Source organism: Micromonospora craterilacus, assembly GCF_003236315.1.
Lineage (GTDB): Bacteria > Actinomycetota > Actinomycetes > Mycobacteriales > Micromonosporaceae > Micromonospora > Micromonospora craterilacus.
On sequence record NZ_POTY01000149.1, the window covers coordinates 1 to 17,852 of the forward strand.

At 71.4% G+C, this 17,852-nt stretch carries 23 protein-coding genes; all 23 read right to left on the minus strand.

Features of this window, described 5'->3' with window-relative positions:
• The coding region (locus C1I95_RS21725; protein ID WP_199523852.1) for a hypothetical protein at positions 1–446 on the minus strand (446 nt) is incomplete at its 3' end.
• Positions 447–455: 9 nt separating this feature from the next.
• On the minus strand, positions 456–1,196 hold the full coding sequence (locus C1I95_RS21730; protein ID WP_111216054.1) for a hypothetical protein: 741 nt from the start codon (positions 1,194–1,196) through the stop codon (positions 456–458).
• Complete coding sequence (locus tag C1I95_RS21735; RefSeq protein WP_111216057.1) at positions 1,196–2,314, minus strand: DUF5047 domain-containing protein; 1,119 nt, start codon at positions 2,312–2,314, stop codon at positions 1,196–1,198. The genes C1I95_RS21730 and C1I95_RS21735 overlap by 1 nt, the downstream gene beginning before the upstream one ends.
• Entirely contained in the window at positions 2,314–3,690 is a 1,377-nt protein-coding gene (locus tag C1I95_RS21740; RefSeq protein ID WP_111216059.1) for a hypothetical protein, read from the minus strand. The genes C1I95_RS21735 and C1I95_RS21740 overlap by 1 nt, the downstream gene beginning before the upstream one ends.
• Complete coding sequence (locus C1I95_RS35320; RefSeq protein ID WP_158566438.1) at positions 3,690–6,617, minus strand: coiled-coil domain-containing protein; 2,928 nt, start codon at positions 6,615–6,617, stop codon at positions 3,690–3,692. The genes C1I95_RS21740 and C1I95_RS35320 overlap by 1 nt, the downstream gene beginning before the upstream one ends.
• Entirely contained in the window at positions 6,618–7,055 is a 438-nt protein-coding gene (locus C1I95_RS21750; RefSeq protein ID WP_146605787.1) for a hypothetical protein, read from the minus strand.
• 23 nt (positions 7,056–7,078) lie between these two features.
• Positions 7,079–7,225, minus strand: coding sequence for a hypothetical protein (locus tag C1I95_RS35325; protein ID WP_158566439.1), 147 nt, complete (start codon positions 7,223–7,225; stop codon positions 7,079–7,081).
• Positions 7,226–7,248: 23 nt separating this feature from the next.
• A complete protein-coding gene (locus C1I95_RS21755; RefSeq protein ID WP_111216064.1) occupies positions 7,249–7,557 on the minus strand; it encodes a hypothetical protein in 309 nt (102 codons plus the stop codon).
• Between the two features lie 12 nt (positions 7,558–7,569).
• The gene (locus tag C1I95_RS21760; RefSeq protein WP_111216067.1) at positions 7,570–7,914 is read right to left on the minus strand and encodes a hypothetical protein; all 345 of its coding nucleotides are present in this window, start codon (positions 7,912–7,914) and stop codon (positions 7,570–7,572) included.
• A complete protein-coding gene (locus tag C1I95_RS21765; protein WP_111216069.1) occupies positions 7,914–8,333 on the minus strand; it encodes a hypothetical protein in 420 nt (139 codons plus the stop codon). Before C1I95_RS21765 ends, C1I95_RS21760 begins: the two co-directional genes overlap by 1 nt.
• Positions 8,333–8,710 carry a hypothetical protein gene (locus C1I95_RS21770; RefSeq protein ID WP_146605788.1) on the minus strand — a complete coding sequence of 126 codons (378 nt, stop codon included), beginning with the start codon at positions 8,708–8,710 and terminating at the stop codon, positions 8,333–8,335. Before C1I95_RS21770 ends, C1I95_RS21765 begins: the two co-directional genes overlap by 1 nt.
• A 9-nt stretch (positions 8,711–8,719) precedes the next feature.
• Positions 8,720–9,583, minus strand: a complete 864-nt coding sequence (locus tag C1I95_RS35890) for a hypothetical protein (RefSeq protein WP_199523853.1) — start codon at positions 9,581–9,583, stop codon at positions 8,720–8,722.
• Positions 9,580–10,410: a DUF4082 domain-containing protein gene (locus tag C1I95_RS21780; RefSeq protein ID WP_111216074.1), complete on the minus strand. Its 831-nt coding sequence runs from the start codon at positions 10,408–10,410 to the stop codon at positions 9,580–9,582. The genes C1I95_RS35890 and C1I95_RS21780 overlap by 4 nt, the downstream gene beginning before the upstream one ends.
• A 3-nt stretch (positions 10,411–10,413) precedes the next feature.
• Entirely contained in the window at positions 10,414–10,827 is a 414-nt protein-coding gene (locus C1I95_RS21785) for a hypothetical protein (protein ID WP_111216076.1), read from the minus strand.
• Between the two features lie 6 nt (positions 10,828–10,833).
• Positions 10,834–11,133: a DUF7302 family protein gene (locus tag C1I95_RS21790; RefSeq protein ID WP_111216078.1), complete on the minus strand. Its 300-nt coding sequence runs from the start codon at positions 11,131–11,133 to the stop codon at positions 10,834–10,836.
• Between the two features lie 77 nt (positions 11,134–11,210).
• Complete coding sequence (locus C1I95_RS21795; protein WP_111216080.1) at positions 11,211–11,615, minus strand: hypothetical protein; 405 nt, start codon at positions 11,613–11,615, stop codon at positions 11,211–11,213.
• Positions 11,616–11,656: 41 nt separating this feature from the next.
• Entirely contained in the window at positions 11,657–12,901 is a 1,245-nt protein-coding gene (locus tag C1I95_RS21800; RefSeq protein WP_111216082.1) for a phage major capsid protein, read from the minus strand.
• A 74-nt stretch (positions 12,902–12,975) separates the two neighbouring features.
• The gene (locus tag C1I95_RS21805; RefSeq protein ID WP_111216085.1) at positions 12,976–13,653 is read right to left on the minus strand and encodes an HK97 family phage prohead protease; all 678 of its coding nucleotides are present in this window, start codon (positions 13,651–13,653) and stop codon (positions 12,976–12,978) included.
• Positions 13,650–13,787: a hypothetical protein gene (locus C1I95_RS35330; protein ID WP_158566440.1), complete on the minus strand. Its 138-nt coding sequence runs from the start codon at positions 13,785–13,787 to the stop codon at positions 13,650–13,652. The genes C1I95_RS21805 and C1I95_RS35330 overlap by 4 nt, the downstream gene beginning before the upstream one ends.
• Positions 13,784–15,097 (minus strand): phage portal protein, encoded by a 1,314-nt coding sequence (locus C1I95_RS21810; protein WP_111216088.1) that lies wholly within the window; start codon positions 15,095–15,097, stop codon positions 13,784–13,786. Before C1I95_RS21810 ends, C1I95_RS35330 begins: the two co-directional genes overlap by 4 nt.
• A 2-nt stretch (positions 15,098–15,099) precedes the next feature.
• Positions 15,100–15,453, minus strand: coding sequence for a hypothetical protein (locus C1I95_RS21815; RefSeq protein ID WP_111216090.1), 354 nt, complete (start codon positions 15,451–15,453; stop codon positions 15,100–15,102).
• 11 nt (positions 15,454–15,464) lie between these two features.
• Complete coding sequence (locus C1I95_RS21820; protein WP_158566441.1) at positions 15,465–17,297, minus strand: terminase large subunit; 1,833 nt, start codon at positions 17,295–17,297, stop codon at positions 15,465–15,467.
• The gene (locus tag C1I95_RS21825; protein ID WP_158566442.1) at positions 17,266–17,652 is read right to left on the minus strand and encodes a phage terminase small subunit P27 family; all 387 of its coding nucleotides are present in this window, start codon (positions 17,650–17,652) and stop codon (positions 17,266–17,268) included. The genes C1I95_RS21820 and C1I95_RS21825 overlap by 32 nt, the downstream gene beginning before the upstream one ends.
• Positions 17,653–17,852: the final 200 nt, after the last annotated feature.

The window sequence follows — 17,852 nt, forward strand, 5'->3', positions numbered from 1 at the left end:
CCGATGCACAGCGCGCCGAACGATGCGGCGGCTCCGTTGCCGCCGGTGCCGCCGACCGAGCCGGGAGCGCCTCCGCCGGGCACGGTCACGGTGACCGACGCGGCGAGGGACGACATCAGCACCCAGAGCGATGCGTAGTCGCCGCCGGCGCCACCAGACCCGGCGGAAGTCTGGGACGCCGCGGTGGTCGGGCTGCCGCCGCCGGCACCACCGCTGCCCTGGCATTCGATGCGGGCCGCCCGCGCCAGCGGGTGGTCCGCCTTGATGAAAGCGTGGGTGCCGGTCGACGTGAATCGGAGGGTTTCCAGGTACCGGTAGCCGGCGTCCATACGCTCGACTTCCGCCTCGACCCCTTCGGCCAGGCTCCGGGTCGCCAACGGCAGGTCGGGCTCGTCGGTGCTTGCCAGGTACGGGAATCCGTATTTCGACGTGGCTCCACTCGGCATGATTGCCTCCTACAAAGGGATGACGGCGAGAAGGCGGGCAGAGAATGCCATTTGGCCGGCGGCATCGACACCACCGAGATTCAGCGCCGCGTACATCAGCTCGAATCGGTAATCGCCGGGAGCCGGCAGCATGTGGTCTTCGGCGACGGTCACCAACGAGGCGGAGAACAAAGTGTTTTCCTCACCCTCGGTCTGCATCAGCAACTGCCGGTCGTCACTGGGCGGCAGCGTCACGGTGCCGGTCGATAGTTGAGTGATGCGGTAGCCGACCCGGCCGTTGCGGTAGCGGGGTGGCGCGGCACCGGTGCCGTACACGTACTGGATCATGCTGCTCACGATGACCAGCGCCCGCCGGCTGGGCCCGATCCGCACCGTCACGTGCGGCCCACGCCCGTCCGGCGCCTCCACATAGCTCGGGTAGGTGCTCGCCAGCAGCGCGGATGATCCCTCGAACGCCACACCGGTCGTGATCATGCTCAGCACGGACGCCGCTTCCGGCGTGCCCGGAATCGTGATCCTGCCCAGCACGAACCACGTCGACCCGTTGGTGATGACCGCCACCACGGCGCCCGGGGTCAATTGGATCGCCTCGTTGGTGTTCAGGATCGGCAGATTCTCCGCGATCGTGCCGCCGACCAGGACTTTGTTTTCGGCGGTCGCCGGATTCCATTCCACGACCACGCCCTGGCGTAGCCCGAGCCCCGATTCCGGGTCCGGCGGCAGTAGCTGGACCGGGTCGTCGGCACCCATCAGAGCCCCCTCAGATTGATCAGCGTTTGCTCCCGGGTCGTCGCGGTCATTTCCCCGGCGGCGGTCAGCGGTACGGTGATCCGCTCGATCCGGTGGGTTTCCGACCGGCCCGGGTAGGTGATCCGCACCGGATCCCAAGGCTCCAGGGCAGGGTTCGGGACCATCGAGAAGTCGACGGAATAGGGCAGGCCGAGGCTGCGGGCCAGGATCGCCGCGGCGGCAACGCGTGCCTGGCCGTTGTCGACGATGAACGGCGAGGAGAAGAACTCCGGGACCTGACCGAACGGGCCATAGAAGAAGGTTGGGCTGGCCGGGTCGTTGTCGATCACCACGGCCCGCGCCGGCACGACGGTGTCCGCGCCCTCTCCGACGGCTACGCACGCGTTGCGGACGCCGTCGCGGGACAGCTCCCGCGACAGCCGCACCAGCACCCCGCCAGCGCCGTGGGAGACGGTGTACACCGGGGACGTCGACGGCGACACACCCTTGATCACCAGCACGCCGCGGTGATCCCAGTACCAGATTTTGCCGTGGGCGGTCACCAGCTCCGCGAGGAAGGCGTGCCGGTCCTGCTCGACCATGAGGGAGCGGCGCAGCGTCGTCGAGGGGGTCTCGTCGTCCCACTCGATCACCGCCGCCGGGTACACCTCGCGCACGAGGTGCTCGAGCACCGAGCCGACCGTGGAGCCGGTCAGGTACTGGCGGGCGGCGACCAGCTGCGCGTCCTTGAGCCCGGCCATGCGGTCCTGGGCGGTGAGCCGGATCGGCCCGTTAGGCACCTCGTCCTGTTTCGGGGAGTCGATGCGGTGATAGCCGAGGCTCACCCACTCGGTGCGGCCGGACGAGAACTTGATGCCCCGCCGCAGGTGGAGCTCGTTGCCGTACGGGGCGAGCGGGTCAGCGGGCCGGCTCGGCCACATGCCCTCGCCGACCACCGTGAGGTCCACGGTGGACCGCACGTCGGCGGTGCCGTCGAGTTGGACGTCGCCGGACTCGACGGCCAGCAGCAGGCCGTCGGGCGCCACACCGGTCTGCCCGGGGGCCACCACCCGGGCCTCCGCCACCATCTGATGGCTGCCGCTGATCGTCCGAAGGAACGCGTCGGAGACCGGCCGCATCAGGGCACCACCACGTCGACCGGGTCACCGATCAGGTCCAGCAGGTCCGCGCACGTCGGATGCGCGGCCAGGACATCCGAGCACGTCGGGTACGTGTTCAGCAGCGTTTGGCACGTCAGGGTCGCGCCGACGACGTCCGGGCCCGGTGCGGCGACCTCCACGCAGGGCAGCGAGAACACCCGCCGGCGACTGCGCCGCGCCGGCCGGGCGGCGGAGACGGTGCCGATCGTCACGTAGCCGGAGGGCACGTCACAGCTGGCCGGGGTGTGGATCAGCATGGTGTCGCCGCTGGACATGATCAGGTCGAAGTCGGCGGCCTCGTCCGGCGTCTCGGTGAGGATCTCCAGCGTCCACCGCCGCGACCCGCGCACGTCGTGCACGACCACCGGCACCGACCTGCCGACGATCTCGAACACGCCGGCGCGCTCCGGCCGCTCGACGTCGCTGTAGTCCTTGACCACCACCGCCCGGTTCAAGAACGGCCTGGAGATCGACTTGAGCCACACCTGGCCGAGCGTCGGCGTGATCACCCCCGCCTGCCCGGACAGCGGCGTCAGCGGCGCCAGCGCCACGAACCGGTCCCAGGAGGTGAGGCTTCCGGTGGTCGCCGCGTTACGGCGGGATCGGACACCCACCCGGCCGGCCGCCGGCAGGGACGAATCGGTGGCCACCTGCATCCAACCCGGCTCCGGCGTATCACGCTGCCAGGCCTTCGCGCGCAGAGACCGGCCCGCGACCGCGAAGTCGATGATCCACACCTCGCTGCCGGTGACCCCCGTCGCGATCACCTGCGGGCCGACCAGATTCGTCGTCGCGCCGGCGACAATCCTGCGGATCCACATGCTGACGGTGCCGCTGGGGTTGTAGATCACCCCGGCCCGGTAGGTGTTACTCCCGTCGATGTAGCGGGCGACCAGCTCGGCCTCCCAGCTGGCGCCGGCCGGCACCACCCCCAGCCACGTGTGGACACGAAGGTGCGTGTCGACGTACGACCCTGGCAGGGTGTTGATCAACGTTGTGTTCTGCGACGCGTGGGTGATGCGGCCGGCGCCGGCCGACACCGACCATTCGGTGCCGGTGAACTGCCAGGCCTGCCCGCTGTCCGCCGTGTCCCACGTGCCCGACGCGGTCCGCCCGAACCCGTCATGGGCCGGAGGGCCGAGCACCCGGAAGTGGTTCGGCACGTCCGGCGCGAACTCGTAGTCGTCCAGACGCAGAACGCCGCCGCCCGGGACCAGCTCGGCGCCCCCACGCACCGGCGTCCACCGCACCCCGTTCGTGGACCGCTCCACCCGCACCGGGGCGTCGGCGAAAAGGCCGGTGCTGTCGAGCCGGACCCGGGACAGCTGCCCGTCGTAGGCGACCGTCAGCGCCATCAGCGTGACCTCCCCGACCCCGCGAGGACCCGCCGGCGCACCTGCCGGTTCTGCTCGCGTGTCTGCTCGGTGACCTCGACCCGCACGATGTCGGTGATCTCCCGTTCACCGACGAAGACCCGCGCCTCCACGTGCAGGTTCACCGGCGCGGCCGGCGCGGCGCCGCCGCCGGCGCTGACGGCGGCCTCGATCATCGCCGCGAGCCGGGACAGCGGCGCGACTGCCTCGTCCTGGCCGCCCTCCGCGACCAGGGCGAGGGTGCCGCCCCGGGTGGCCCGGACGATGCCGCCACGGGCCAGCATCGGGATCTTCGGCACGCTGACGCTCTTACCGCCGACCCCGGGCACCCAGCTGGGCGCGGTCCAGCTCAACCGGCCGACGCTGCGGTTCCAGAACCCGGCGATCGCGTTGAAAGCCGATTTGAACGGCGCGGGCAAGATGGTCTTGATCGCGGCGAGCCGGGATCGGAGCCGACCGGGCAAGTCCCTCACCCAGTCCAGCAGGCTGTTGAACCGGTCGATCGCGGTGCGACGCAGATCGCCGATCCAGCCGGCCACCCGCCGGAACACCGCCAGCCATCCGTTGAAGCCCGCGACGACCCGGTCCTTGAGCCAGATCACTCCGCGGGCGACCGCCGTCCAGGCGGGGACCGTGACGTTGCGCCACCACCACAGCACCACGTTGCCGACCATCCGCCAGCCCTTGAGTACCGCGGCGAACCACGGCTTCAAGACGCTGTTCCACAGCCACAGCCCGAGTGCGCCGATCGCCTTGAACGCGGTGTCGACGATCTTGCGGAAGGTTTCGCAGCGCTTGTAGGCCAAGATCAACCCGGCTACGAGCAGGGCGATCGCGAGGACGATCAGGGTGATCGGCGAGGTGGCGATCTGCACCGCGATCCCGAACGCCGCGGTGGCCGCCGTCGCCGCCCAGGTGACTACGGTGCCGGCGATCGTCGCCACCCGTTGCGCCGCCATCGTGACGATCGACCGTTTCTGGACGACGTCGGTCGCCGTCTGTGCCGCGGCCTGCCCGCGCAGCAGCGCGGAGTTGGCCCGCACCGCTGCGCCCAGCCGGTACTGGGCGATGGTCTGCGCGATCTGGATCGGGAGGCTCGCCGCGGAGGCGACGTTGCCGGCGATCTGCGCCACCTTCGCCACGACCAGGCCGGCCGCCAGGTACGGCAACGCGACCGCGACCTTGTCCAGGTTGTCGGCGAGGAACCCGACCACCACGGAAGTGACGCTGAGGGTGTCGCGGAACGACGACCCTTCGGCCGCCACGGTCGGGATCACCTGGGCGACGCTGCCGAGGATGTCCCGCAGCCGCTCCAGCACCGCCCCGACGGTCTCCTGCCCCTGGGCGGAGTCGAGCCAGGCGCGCATCGCCGCGGTGCCGCGTTCCAGCGAGTCCATCGTGGAGCCGCCGTCGTCGCCGGCGCGGAAGAGCGCGCGCACGCTGCCGAGGACGTTGGTGGTGATCGCCCACAGCGACCGCAGCGCCGCGGTGCCGTCGGTGATCCACTGCTGCATGCGGCCGGACTCGCGCGAGGCCACCGACCACCGCGCGAACTGCTCGCTGATCTTGAGGATCCAGTCACCGAACGCGGGCAGGAAGGTCTGCCCCTGGGCTGTCCACTGCATGAATCCGCGGACGAACGGCGTGAAGGCGCGGGCGAGACGTTCGGTGAAGCCGGCGACGCCGTCGAGGGTCGCGCCGACGTCGGCGATGCCCCGCCGGCTGGACAGGTACGCCGCCGCCCCGCGTACGGCGGTGTTCCAGGCGCCGCCCATGCGCAGCAGCCACTTGGATGCCATCGGCAGGGTGGCGCCGGACAGGCGCACCAGGTCGCGGTCGACGTTCTGCCAGGCCCGGTCCTGGGCGGCGCGGGAGGCCGCCGACCAGGCCGGCGCCAGCGACCGCAAGGTGAGGATCACCCGGCGGGCGGACGGGGCGAGCTTGTCGAGCGCGTCGGAGGCGGGGTTGATGCCGCCGCCGACGGCGCGCTGCCCGGCCTGCGCGACCGCGTCCTGGGCGTCGGCGAGCCGTTCGGCGGCCTCGGCGACTCTGCGCTGCGCTTCGGCCTGGCGTTCCAGTGCGTCCTGGACCGCTTCGGAGTTTTCGACACCGCGGCGGGCTGCCTCGTCGCTCTCCTCTTTCAGGTCCTCGTGGGCGTCCTTGGCGAGGTCGACGCCGAGGATCGCGCGGCGTAGTGCCAGGTCGGCGCGGCGGATCAGGTCCGGGGCCCGCTCCCGGGCATCGGCGAGCTCCTGCTCGGCGCGGATGATGATCCGCGCGTCGCCGGTCTCCCGGGCGCGTTGCAGCTGCTCCTCGGCCTTGGCGACCATCTGCTGTGCTTCGGCGAGGTCCCGGGCGGCGTCCTCCCGCCGGATGCCGGCTTCCTCTTCGTCGAGCGCGGCGTCGCGCAGCGACCGGGACAGGTCGTCGAGGCGTTCGACCTCGTCGCGGCGGGCCCGCGACACGGCTTCCTGGATCCGCAGGGCGTCGCGTTGGGCATCGGCGAGGGCCCTGGTGGCCGCGCGGACCTGCCGTTGGGCGGCGGCGACCTGCCGGCCGGTGGTGACCGCCGACCGGCCGCCGCCGCCCATGTCCTGGCCGGTGGCTCTCCACGCATCACCCAGCCCCCGGGTGATCGACAGGAAGGCCAGCACAGGTCCGATGACCGCGACCAGCAGGGCGGGCATCGCCGCGAGGATGCCGGTCACCCGCCCGGCGGCCGCACCGAACGCGAGCGCGTAGCTCGCGGCGCCGCCGAAGGCGACGCCCAGGGCGACGACCTTGCCGACGGTGCGGGTGATCTGCCCGACCCGCGACTGCACACCGGAGATCGCGGCCCGTGTCTGCGCCGCCGCCCGGGTCACCCCGGTGGCGTCGCCGCCGAACCGGATCGTGATAGTCCGCGCCATCTACATGCCCCGGTCGAACGCGCGGACGAGCCGGTCGACGCCGCGGCCCGCTTCGGCGTCGATCTCCGGCCGGGCGGCCATGATGGCCTCCCACATCCAGTACGAGCCGCCGGACAGGTGTGGCCGGAACTGCTTGTAGGTGCGGGCCCCGAACTCACTGCCGAAGAGGATCTTGAATGCGGGGGTGCCGCGGCGACCGACGCGGGCACCGCCGCCGGCGACGATGGACGGCTCCCGCCCGGCGACCGGCCGCACCGTCGACGCCATCAGCGCCGACTGTCGCGAGTCGACCCGGGCGTTGGCGGCGACCTGGCCGGCGAGGAGCACCGCGAGCCGGTACCCGACGTCGCGGGTCTCCCGGTCGGCGTCGGCGGGCAGCTTCTGCAGGTCCCGCAGCACCGGCCACACCCCGTCGACCCGCACGCTGATCCGATCCACCACATCACCTCCCGACCTTGTGGTCAGCCGCTCATCGGCGGCCCGTCATCGCCGCCCCGGCCACGGGAGCGGCGGGCCCGGTCCTGCTCGTCGGCGAAGAGCTCCAGCGCGGTGCGGATCGTCCGCCCGTCCTGGTCCGCCCACACCGACGGGGCGATGCCCGTGTGCATCGCCAGCGCGATGACCGCCCGGCTCAGCGAGCCGGCCGGGTAGGGTCCTCCGGACCCTCCTCGTCCTCGTCCTCGTCCTTCTTGGACTTGTCGTCCAGCAGCTCCAGCTCGACGCCCGCTTGGAACTCGATCAACTTCCCGTCGAAGTGGCCGAGCCTCTTGGCCGCGAACCACGCGATCGTGTAGAGGTCGGTGATCTTGAGTTCCTGCTCCAGCTTGGACATCGACGCGCCCTTGGTCGTCTTCTCCCACATGAGGACGTCCCGCGACCCGGCAGCGATCTTGACCCGCTCGTCGGGTCGGTCGTCGAAGGTCAGCTCAAACTCGAACACCCCGTTGCTCCTCTACAGGCTGATGACCGCGCGGTCGACATCGACCACCGCGGAGTAGTCGACGTGGGCCCGGCCGGCGTCCGGCTCGCCCACCGGGATGGCGAACGTCCGGGCGGGCAGCGGACCGATCAGCTGCTGCCCGCCGGCCGGCACCGACCGCGCGAGGTTCGCCACCGCCAGGCCGTCCTGGGTGGCGGTGGCCACGACCGTCACCGTGATCGGCGACTCGCCGCCGTTGACCACCCACAGCGCCACCTGCCCGGTGTCGACCACGTCGCCGTCGGCCGTCGCCGACGTCAGCTCCGGCTCCAGCCCCGCACGGGTGACCCTCTGCGTGACCACGTCCGCCCGGGCCATCAGGCGCCCACCCGGCCGTACACGGGCCTACCGACGCACTGGAGGGTGATCTCGGTGGTCTCGGTCGTCCGCGCCTCATCGCCCACGGACGGCGCCTTGATGGTCACCTGGCCGGTCCAGGTGACGTGCTCCGCCGGCCGGTCCGGGTGGTGGCCGATCGCGAAGTTCACCGTCTCGCCGTCGTGCACCGTCAGCCAGTCGGAGATGCCGTCTTCGCGCCAGTCGGCCAGCATCGTGAGGTCCAGGCTCCAGTCCGGATCCGCTTCCTCCCGGACTTCGCCCTCGGGGCACTGGGTGTAGATCTTCTCCCCGTCTTCGGTGTTGTTGTTCAGCTTCCAGTTCCGCACCTGGCACTCGAACGAGTTGCCGCCGATGCTGAGCGTGATGAACTTGACTTTCCGCTGGTGTGGAGTAGGCATCAATCTCCTCCTAGGGCCATGTCGACTTGGATCTGATAGGCGGGCAGATCCGCCCCGCTGGACGGGTAGAGCGTCGGCTCGGCGCGCCCCACCACGGCGTCGTCGACCGCGTCCAACGCGGCCGCGACCGCGAGCACCAGGTCGAGCAGTTGCGGCAACGCACGGTCCGGGTCGTCGCCGACCACGACGTACACCGGGTACCGTCCCGACGTGGGCTCACCGCCGCAGCCGGGCAGCGCCTCCCATGTCAGGGCCGGCGGCCCGATCACCACGGCAGGCGGTGAGACGCCCGGGCCGATGTCCGGGTAGACCCGCACACCCCTCACCGCCGCGGCGGCCTCACCCAGCCGCTGGGCGGCCTTCTTGATCACATTCACGGGCACTCCCTATTCGAGGGCGTATTCGCGGATCAGGGCCTCGACATCCGGGTCCATCCGGGACACCCGGACCGTGCCCCAGTCGGCGGACCCGAGGACGCCCTCCGGGGAGTTGCGGCGCATCCACAGCCGGGACGCCAGCAGCAGCGTCGCCTCGACCACGCCGGGCGGCACCGCTGGCCACCCCCACCGAGCGGTGATCCGGACCCGCTGGCGATCACCCAGCTGCGACCAGCCGCCGCACGGGCGCAGCAGCGCGGTGATCGGCCGGCCGTCGACCAGCGCGCTGTCCGGCTCCGTCTCGTAGTCGACGAGGTCCGACCAGCCGTACAAGGTGGAGCCGACCTCCACCCGCAGGCCGTCCAGTGAGCCGATGTCGTCGACGAGCAGCCGATCCCCGTCGGCGTCGCGCAGCAGCCGCCGCCCGGCCGCGCTGACGGTGCGCACCGACGGCGTGCGGTCACGCCAGAACCGCCGCTTGCCGCACTTGTCCTCGATCGCGCGAGACGCGGCCACCAGCCGCCGCAGCAGGGCCGGGTCGTCGTCGACGTCGTCGAGCGGGATCTTGCGGTCGTGCTTGAGCTCCGCGAGTGTCCCGTAGGTGGGCGGGGCCGGGTCACCTACGTCGACCGCGCCGTGGGTGACGTCGTCGACCGGGCCGGCGACCGTCCACACCCATGTCCACTGACCGGGCACGTCGGCCAGGAACGAGGCGTCGTACAGCCCGAGCGCGCTGCGCGACACGGTCGGGGTCAGCACGGTGCCGTCCGGGCCGACGACCACCACGGACACCGTGGCGTCGACCAGCTGCCCGTCCGCGTCGCGGACCCGGTGCCGGATGTCGATCCGATCGCCCACATCCCGAGCGCTCACCGCCACCTCCCCACCGAGTCCGTCACGATCCGCCCCGCCACGGTGTCGGTCTCCACACGCGGCCCGGCACCCGACGCCACCGCCCCGTCGGCGTGGACGTCCAGGGCCGCGCGCAACGCCGGCAGCACCGCCGCCAGGCCCGCCGTGCCGGCCGTGCCGGTACCGGCGAGCTGCCCGGTCAGGGCGGGCAGGACCGCGGCGAGCGCGGCGTGGCCGCGGGCGTCGCCGGCGGCCGCCGCGACGAGCGCGGGCAGCACCGCGACCAGGTCGGCGTTCGCTGCGGCGCGCCCGGCCACGGCGGCGGTGAGCGCCGGCAGCATGGCGTCCAGCTCGGCCGTGGTCTCGTCCTGGTCCAGCTGGACGATCGGCGAGACGTGGAAGTTGGCCGAGTTGCCTGACTGGGCAGCGGGGAAGGCCGCGCTGCCGGTCAAGTACCCGTTGTCGCTGGTGGTGGCCATCACCCCGGGGATGGTCACCGGCCACCCGTAATTCGTGGTGGCCACGTACCGGTCCGGGGTGAAGACGCTCGCCCGATAGACCGTGTCCGCGACGCCCGGGTACGCGCCACCGTCGAAGTGGATCTTCAACCGCTGCCCGGCGGACTCCGGTGGTGGCGTGAAGTCCACCGCCGCCAGCAGCGACCCCGCATCGCTCCAGAGAGCAGCCGCGCACAGCCCCGACGGCAGTGTCTGCGGCACCTGCCATTCCACGCCCGGGATCGGCGCGTCGACGAGCAGCGTCCACCGCAGACCGAGCGCGTAGGACTGGCCCGGATCGACCGCGTCAGGCAGCTCAGGCGGCTCGTCCCAGTCGAAGGTGACCTCCACGGGTCACCCGGGCATCGTGACGGTGCCGCCGGTCAGCCGCAGCGCCAGCCCGATGCTGACGGCCACGGTGTTGAGGGTGAGGTCCCCGCCGCCGCCGGTGACGGTGGCCGATCCGTCCATCACGGTGACGCCGGCGCTGTCCTTGGCCCGCCACCACCCGGCGGTGCCCGCCGCCACGCCGACCGTCTCGGGCTCCGGGTCGACGGCGATCGCGGCCACCCCGGCGGCCGCGGCGCCGAACGCCGGATCAGCGAGGGTGAAGGTGGCCAGCAGGACGCCGCTGGCGGCGTCGCCGGCGGAGGCCGGCTGGCCGCCGGTGCGGATCTCGATCGTGCCCGGACCGCTGCCGGCGTCGAGCCGGTCGACGACCGCGTCGCACGCCGCGCTGCGCACCGCGCCGGGAAGCCGGATCACCATCGCCAGCTACTCCCCGCCGCCATCAGGATCCGGGTCCGGGTCGCGGTCCGGATCGGGGTCGGGGTCGGGGTCCTGCGTGGTCTTGCTGTTGCGGCCGCTGGTCCTGCTGCGGCCGCCGCTGGCCTTGCGGCCGGACGCCGCGGCCCGGCCCGAGGGGCGCCGCGGCCGCTCGTCCTCGTCGTCGACCGGGATGGCGAATCCCTTGTCGATCAGCTCCTGGGCCTCGTCGTCGGGCAGGTCCGCGGTCGCGCCGGCGGCGATCGACCGCGCCGGTGTCGCGTACAGCGTCTTCATCTCGATCCGCACAGCTGCGGGTCCTTTCACGCGGGCGGGCCCCGGCCGGTGTCCGGCCAGGACCCGCAGTCGACGGGTGGGGGCGTGGGTCAGGCGGGCAGCCGGCGCGGCTTGCCACGCACGACGGTCGCGCCGACCAGCAGCGTCGGAGTGGTGCCGGCCTTCGCCGTGATGGCCACCCGCAGGTACCGCTTGATGCCCCGGTAGCCGATCTGGTGGATCTGCTGGTGGTTGGCCGACGTGATGACCGGCTCCGCCCCGGTGAGCTCGTCGTCCGGGACCGCCGTCCAGGCGCTGTTGTCGTCGGAGTGCTGCACCTCTACCGTCAGCGACGCACCGGCACCGGTGATCGTGCCGGCGTCGACGAGCACCACCGCCGAGTCGTGGTTCGCCAGGTCCACGCCGATGCCGTTGACCGGCACCGACGGGTCGGCCTGGCTGGCCGGGCGCAGCGTCTGCGCCGGCGCCAGGTGGCTGATCAGGTCGCTCCTCATGCTCGTGCCTTTCTGCTCGTGAGCCGTCTATCGGCGGGGGATCAGGCCTTGACCTTGAGGCGGACGAACGCCTCCTCGAGCACGGGCATCGCGTCGACCTCGCGCCGGCCGATGAAACCCACCTGGTTCGCCTCGGCGTACAGCTCCACCAGGCGCTGGATCTCCAAGTTCAGCGCGTCGGCGATGTGGTAGAAGCTGAAGTCGGCGATGGCGCCGACGTACTGGTTGCCCGAGATCGTGTTCGGCGCGAACTCGGAGACCACGTACGGGACTTCGAGGATGGTGTCCGGCTGGTCGGTCAGGCCGGCCTTCCAGATGAAGAACCCGTCGGTGGTCTTGAGCTTGCGGATCGTCTTGATCATGTCGCGGTGGTACAGCCACCGGGCCCGCCTCCAGTACGCCGCCTTGAGCGTGTACTTGGCGTCGATCAACTGGTCGGCCGTGGCGACGGTCAGCGGGATGGCGCCGCTGGCGCCGATCTCGACGTCGCGGTCGGTGGAGATGCCCGCCGACGACGCCGTGAAGACGCCGAGCGGCTTCTTGTTCCCGTCGCCCACCATGTACGCCTTCTCTTCCGAGACAGCGAACTTGTAGCCCAGGCGCTCGCGAACCAGGTTCTCGGCCCGGCCTGCGGTCAGCCGCAGCAGCTTCCGGCTGATCTTGGTGCGCTTGGCCAGGGGGTTCGGGACGAGCTCCCGGCGCCCCAGGCGCAGCGCGTCGTCCTGGCTGCCGGTGCGGACCTCGGAGGTCCACTCCGCGTCGGTCATGTCGGTGTCCAACGTCGGCACGCCCAGGCTTGCCGACTCGGTGAGCTGGTGCACCGTGGCCAGCCCACGCAGCGGCACGTCGTCGTCGACCTGCTTGATCATCTCCTGGACGAACTGCTGCGGGGCGACCAGGAAGCCGCCCTCCGGGTCCGAGCCGGCGACCAGCGTGCGGGCCTGCTCCGGGGACAGCGACTCCCGTCCACCGATCAGGAACTGCCGGAACGCGGCCAGCTGCGACTCGCTGCCACGGTCGGGGCCGTTACGCTCGCCGCCGTCGCGGTCCTCACCGCGGGCCGGCCGGTCGTCCGGGTCGGCGTCGAGGCGCCGCTCCTTCGCGCGCAGCTTCTCCTCCCGCTCGATCTGCGCGTCGCAGCCGTCGACCTGCTCCATCAACCGGTCGAACGTGGTCGACTCCTCGGCGGTCAGGTTCCGGCCGCTGTCGCTCTCTGCGGCGTCGAGGACGTCGCGGGCCTTCTTTGCCAGGCTCGCGCGCTCCTGCCGCTTGGCGTTGATGTCCACGCCATGTCCTTTCGTTGTGTGGTGAGCCGCCCGGCAGGGGCGGAGGAAACAAGGCCGGGACCGTGCCCCGGGGTCTAGCGGACGCCGGCGAGCTGGAGCCGGCGGCGGGCGTTGTCGAGACTGCGGCCGCCGGGCTCACCGTCGGGCGGCACCGGGGCGGGTGGTGCCGGCTGGCCGGCGCGGTCGAGCAGCTGCCGCAGCGCGGTGATCGCGCCGGCGTCGAGCCGGTCCAGCAGGCCGCGCACGGAGTGCAGCAACTCGTCGTCGACGCCGAGCCCGCCGCGGCCGGACTCGACGACGGCGTTGGCGTCCATCGGCAGGGGCGTGCTGGACAGCTCATACAGCTCCCACTTCTCGGCCACACCGCCGCGCCAGTAGTCCTGGGTCTTCGGGTCTTCCCACTCGATCACCGAGAACCCGATGCTGACGGCGTTGAGGTAGCCGTCGCGGTACTTGCGCTCCACCGTGGCCGCGAAGTCGTCGGCGCGGTCGAAGCGGATGTCAAACATCAGCCGCTTCTTGTCGTCGACCTCGGTGCGCTCCGACCGGCCGATGGGCAGGCTGTCACGCCCCCAGTAGCGATGCCCGTAGCCGAAGATCGGGTTGGCGCGGTACCGGTCGAGCTGCGCGCCGTCCATCTTGAGAGCGATCCCGTCGCCCTTCTCACCTTCGGTGGCGCCGATGAATCGCAGCAGGTCGCCGTCGTCGGAGGCCTCGCGGACCATGAGCGCGCGGGTGTAGCCGAGCTTCACCGGTTCACCTCCGGGCCGGCCTGGCGGTCGCGCGGCTTGCGGGCCTGACGGTCCGCCGGCGCGGCGGGGACGCCGCGGCGGCCGGCGCCGTCGTCCTGCTCTTCGTCGCGATCGCGCTTGTCCTGGTCGGTCACTTCGCCCCTCCGCAGGTACAGCCCGGGTGCACCGGGCACTTCCGTTCCGGATCCGATTGCTGGCCACCAGGGGGCAGCGCGGGCCCCATGTTCAGCGGCATCCAGTAGGTCTCGCCGACCCCGCCCGGCAGCGGGTTGCGGTTCTCCATCTCGGCGATGTCGTCGCCATTGAGCAGGCCCATCTGCCGGCCGACGTTGTACGCCTCGTAACGGCTCTTGAGGTCGGCGCGGGTGAGCGCGTCGACGAGGTGCTCGACGAAGTAGCGGCCACGGTCCGCGCCGGGAAACAGCCGCATGTTGATCATCTGGTCCCAGGTGACCAGCCACCCCATCAGGGTGTCGGTCACGTACTCCAAGCCCTGATGCTCGATGTTGTTGTTCGTCGACCGATCCAGGTCACCGATCTTGTGCGGCGGCAGGCGCAGCCACCGGGCCATCTCGGTGACCTGCAACTTGCGGGTCTCCAGGAACTGGGCGTCTTCCGGCGGCATGCCGATCGACTCCCACTCCAGCCCTTCCTCGAGGATCGCGACGCGCTGCGCGCGGTCGAGGCCGCGGTGCATGGACTCCCAGTCCGCCTGCAGCCGTTTGTGGCCCTCCGGAGACAGCTTCTTGGGGTGCTTGAGCACCCCGCCGGGCCGCGCCCCGTTGCCGAACAGGGCGCTGCCGAACCGTTCGAGGGCCATGCCGAGGCCGATGGACTGGCGGGCCATCGCCACCACGCTGTAGCCGCGGATCCCGTCGTAGCCGAGGCCACCGATCGGCAGGACCTCGTCCGGGAACAGCCGGGTGTAGATGCCGTTGACGTCGTCGACGTACCGCCAAGTGACCGCCATCTTTCCCGGGCCGGTGCGCTTGATCTCCGGCGTCATCCGGTCCGGGCGCAGCGGCCACAGCTCGACGACCTCACCGCGGTTGTTCCAGACCACGTTGAGGTAGCCGGTGCCCCACGTCAGCGCGTGGGCCTGCGCGGTGCGGCGCACCGCGATCGGCGGCATCAGCGGGTTCGGTTCGTCGTGCAGCACCCGGTACACCGGGTGCTCCCGGGCCCGCCGCTTGCCCCGGTCGAGCCGCTCATACACCAGGTGCGGCAGCTTCCCCACGTCCGTCGAGATCACGTTGACGCCGGCAAAGAACGGCGAGTAGTGCATGGCCGTCTCCTCGGACACCCACACACCCGAGGCCGTCGACGAGCCACCGGAGAACCACTCCTCGACCCACTTCTCCGGCGTCGCCATGCCGGAGCTGGGTCCGGCCGACGCGCGCCGTCCCGGGGTGGCCACCGTCCGGCCGATCAGTCCCGAGCCCACCGCTACACCGCCTCGCCGGCGACGCGGCCGCGAGGCGGCTCGACGGCCTGGTCCTCGTCGACGTCGCCGGCGGCTGCCCGGGCCGCGGCGCGGCCGCCGGCGATGCCCATCCACACCACCAGCGCGCCGACGCCGGCGAGCGCGGGCCCGACACCGAAGCACACCCACATCCCGGCCAGCAGCATGACCACGCCGACCGTGGTGATCCAGTCGAAGACGCCGAAGACGTCGACCAGGCCGCGCCAGGCGTCGCCGGCGGCCGCCGCGACCCGCTCGGCCCTGGTGGGCGGCCGCTGCGGCTCGGCGACGTCCTCGGCCGGCTCGTCAGGGGTGACCCGTACGTCCACGTCGATCACCTCCCCTCACGTCAGCCCGCGGCGCCGCCGACAGTGGCCAGGCCGCGGTAGTCGTACACGGATTCGCCGTCGTCGCCTCGCATCTGCCCGTCGATGGCGAAGAACAGCGCCGGCAGGCCGTCGATACGAACGTGCTGGGTCTTGCGGTCCGGCTTGACCGGCCGGACCCGGTCCGGGTCGTCCGCCGGCGACTTGCCTTTCAGGTGCTCCGCCATCCACCGGGCCACCGGGTTGCCGCCGTGGCGGTACTCCCGCGCGGTCAGCGCCCGGGAGAACTCCGTCATCGGGCCGGTCATCCGGTCGTACGTCGTGCCCGACTCGTAGCACTCCAGCCCGGTCCGCTCGGTGATCTCCTGCCGCACCGGCTCACCCGACCACTTGTCGTACGTCACGTCGACGATGGCGAACTGCTCGTGGTCTTCCTCGATCGCCTCGTAGATCGACTGGTAGTCGATGACGTTGCCGTCGGTGACGGTGATCCATTCCTGGTCACACCAGCGCTGGAACGCCCCGTCGGTGTGCTCGCTCAACGCCGGCACTACGGCCTCCGGCACCCAGAACCGCCACCGGATCGACCCGTCGTCGAACAACAGCGCCCAGGCGGTGAGGTCCAACTTGCTGGACAGGTCCAGACCGGCCCAGCAGCGGCGGCCGGCCAGTTGCCCGTCGCGCCACGTCGGATTCGGCGCCAGCTCGCCAGCGTTGAGGTCCCACAGGTCCAGCGGGATGAACCGGTACGCCTGCTGCACCCGCTGGTTGAGCTGGAACTGCCGGAACGCCTTCTCCTTCGCCGCGTTCGCCTTGGCGGCCAGGGCGTGCCGCCGCAACGCCTCGCGGCTCTTGAACTGGTCCAGGGCCGGGTTGGACCACTTCCAGTTCCGCTCGTCGTAGATGTCCGTCGACACCGGCAGGTGCGGGTGGCCCTTGAAGATGCGATGCAGCCGCGCCAGCTCCTGCTCGGTCGCCGGCGCCTTGCGAATGAACGTGAACACGTGCGGCGCCCGGCGAGGGTCCTCCTGGACCTTCTCGGCCTCGTCGATCAGCGACGCCCCGAAGCTGTTCGGCTCGTCGGTCTCGGTGCTGGTCGCGAACAGGAGCTCCTGCTCGCGGGCCCCGTCGGCGGTGTCCATCGCCTCCCACAGCGACCCGTCCGGCTGCGACAGCACCTCGTCGAGGTTGAAGCCGTGCGGGTTGTGGCCGAGCTCGCCTTTCGCGTCGGCGGTGATGACCTCGTAGATCGACCCGGACTTCTCGTCGACCAGGCGCCGTTCGTTCTTGTAGTACCGCAACCTGCGGGCGAGCACCGGCGACAGCTGCACCATCCGCAACGCCGGCCCGAACACCTTCTCCGCCTGCTTGGTGTCCTTGGCGGCCTGATACACCTCGGCGGCCTCTTCGTCGTCGCCGATCATCAGGATCAGCTGGATCGCCGCGGCGATCTCCGACTTGCCGTTCTTGCGGCCGACGATGATGAACGCCCGCCGATACCGGCGCACGTAGCGCTGCCACTCGACCGACCACAGCACCTCACCGAACAGCGGCCTGACGACCTCGTGTTCCTGCCAGCCACGCAGCACGAACGGCCTGCGCCGGTACGGGCCCTTGATGTGCCGCAGCAGCTCCGCCGGGAACGCCACCGCCCGGTCGGCGCGCGCCTCGCAGTAGTGCGCGCCCCGCTTCGGGCACGTCTTGTCGCGGAAGGTGTACGCGCAGACCGGGCCCTTGCGGTCGCGCGGCCGCCACCGCTTGTCGTGGTCCGGGATCGGGTCGTCAACCGGACCCGGCCTGGTCCGCGACCGCGGCCGCGGCGCGCTAGCCGGTGAGGAGGTCCTCGTGCGGGTCACGGCGCCCATCCCCGCCGGTCAGCTGCGCCCGGTCCGACGGGGTCAGCCCGAACCGCGCCGCCCAGCTCTGCAGCTGCCGGTCCGCCTGGCCGAGCACGACCGTCCACGGGTTGCGGCTGACCCGGAACCCGGTCGGCTTGCCGTTCTTGTCGAACATCGGCAGCTGGACGACCTCGCCCTCCTCCTCGAGGGCCTTCACCGCCTTGCGCCGGCGGGCGGCGGCGTCGCAGCAGACCGCGAAAGCCTCCACATCCCACTGCGTGAGCACGCCTTTGCGGATCAGGTCCGGGCTGTACTCCTGCCAGAACGTCACCGCCTCCGGAGTCAGCCACTGCGGCGGCTCGATCTGCGCCACCGGCGGCGATGGCACCGGCTCGGCCGTGTTGACCCGATCAGCCCGGGTTCCTTTGACAAGCTTCAATGCCGTCGGTTCTGGGTGCGGCCCGCGTTTGCCCACTGTGGACACCCCCTCCCCGGGATACGGCGAATGTCAAAACTCGTCAGCGTGAAAGCTCTCCTGGGGCGGCGGTCTATAGCCCCCCACCAGCAGAGATT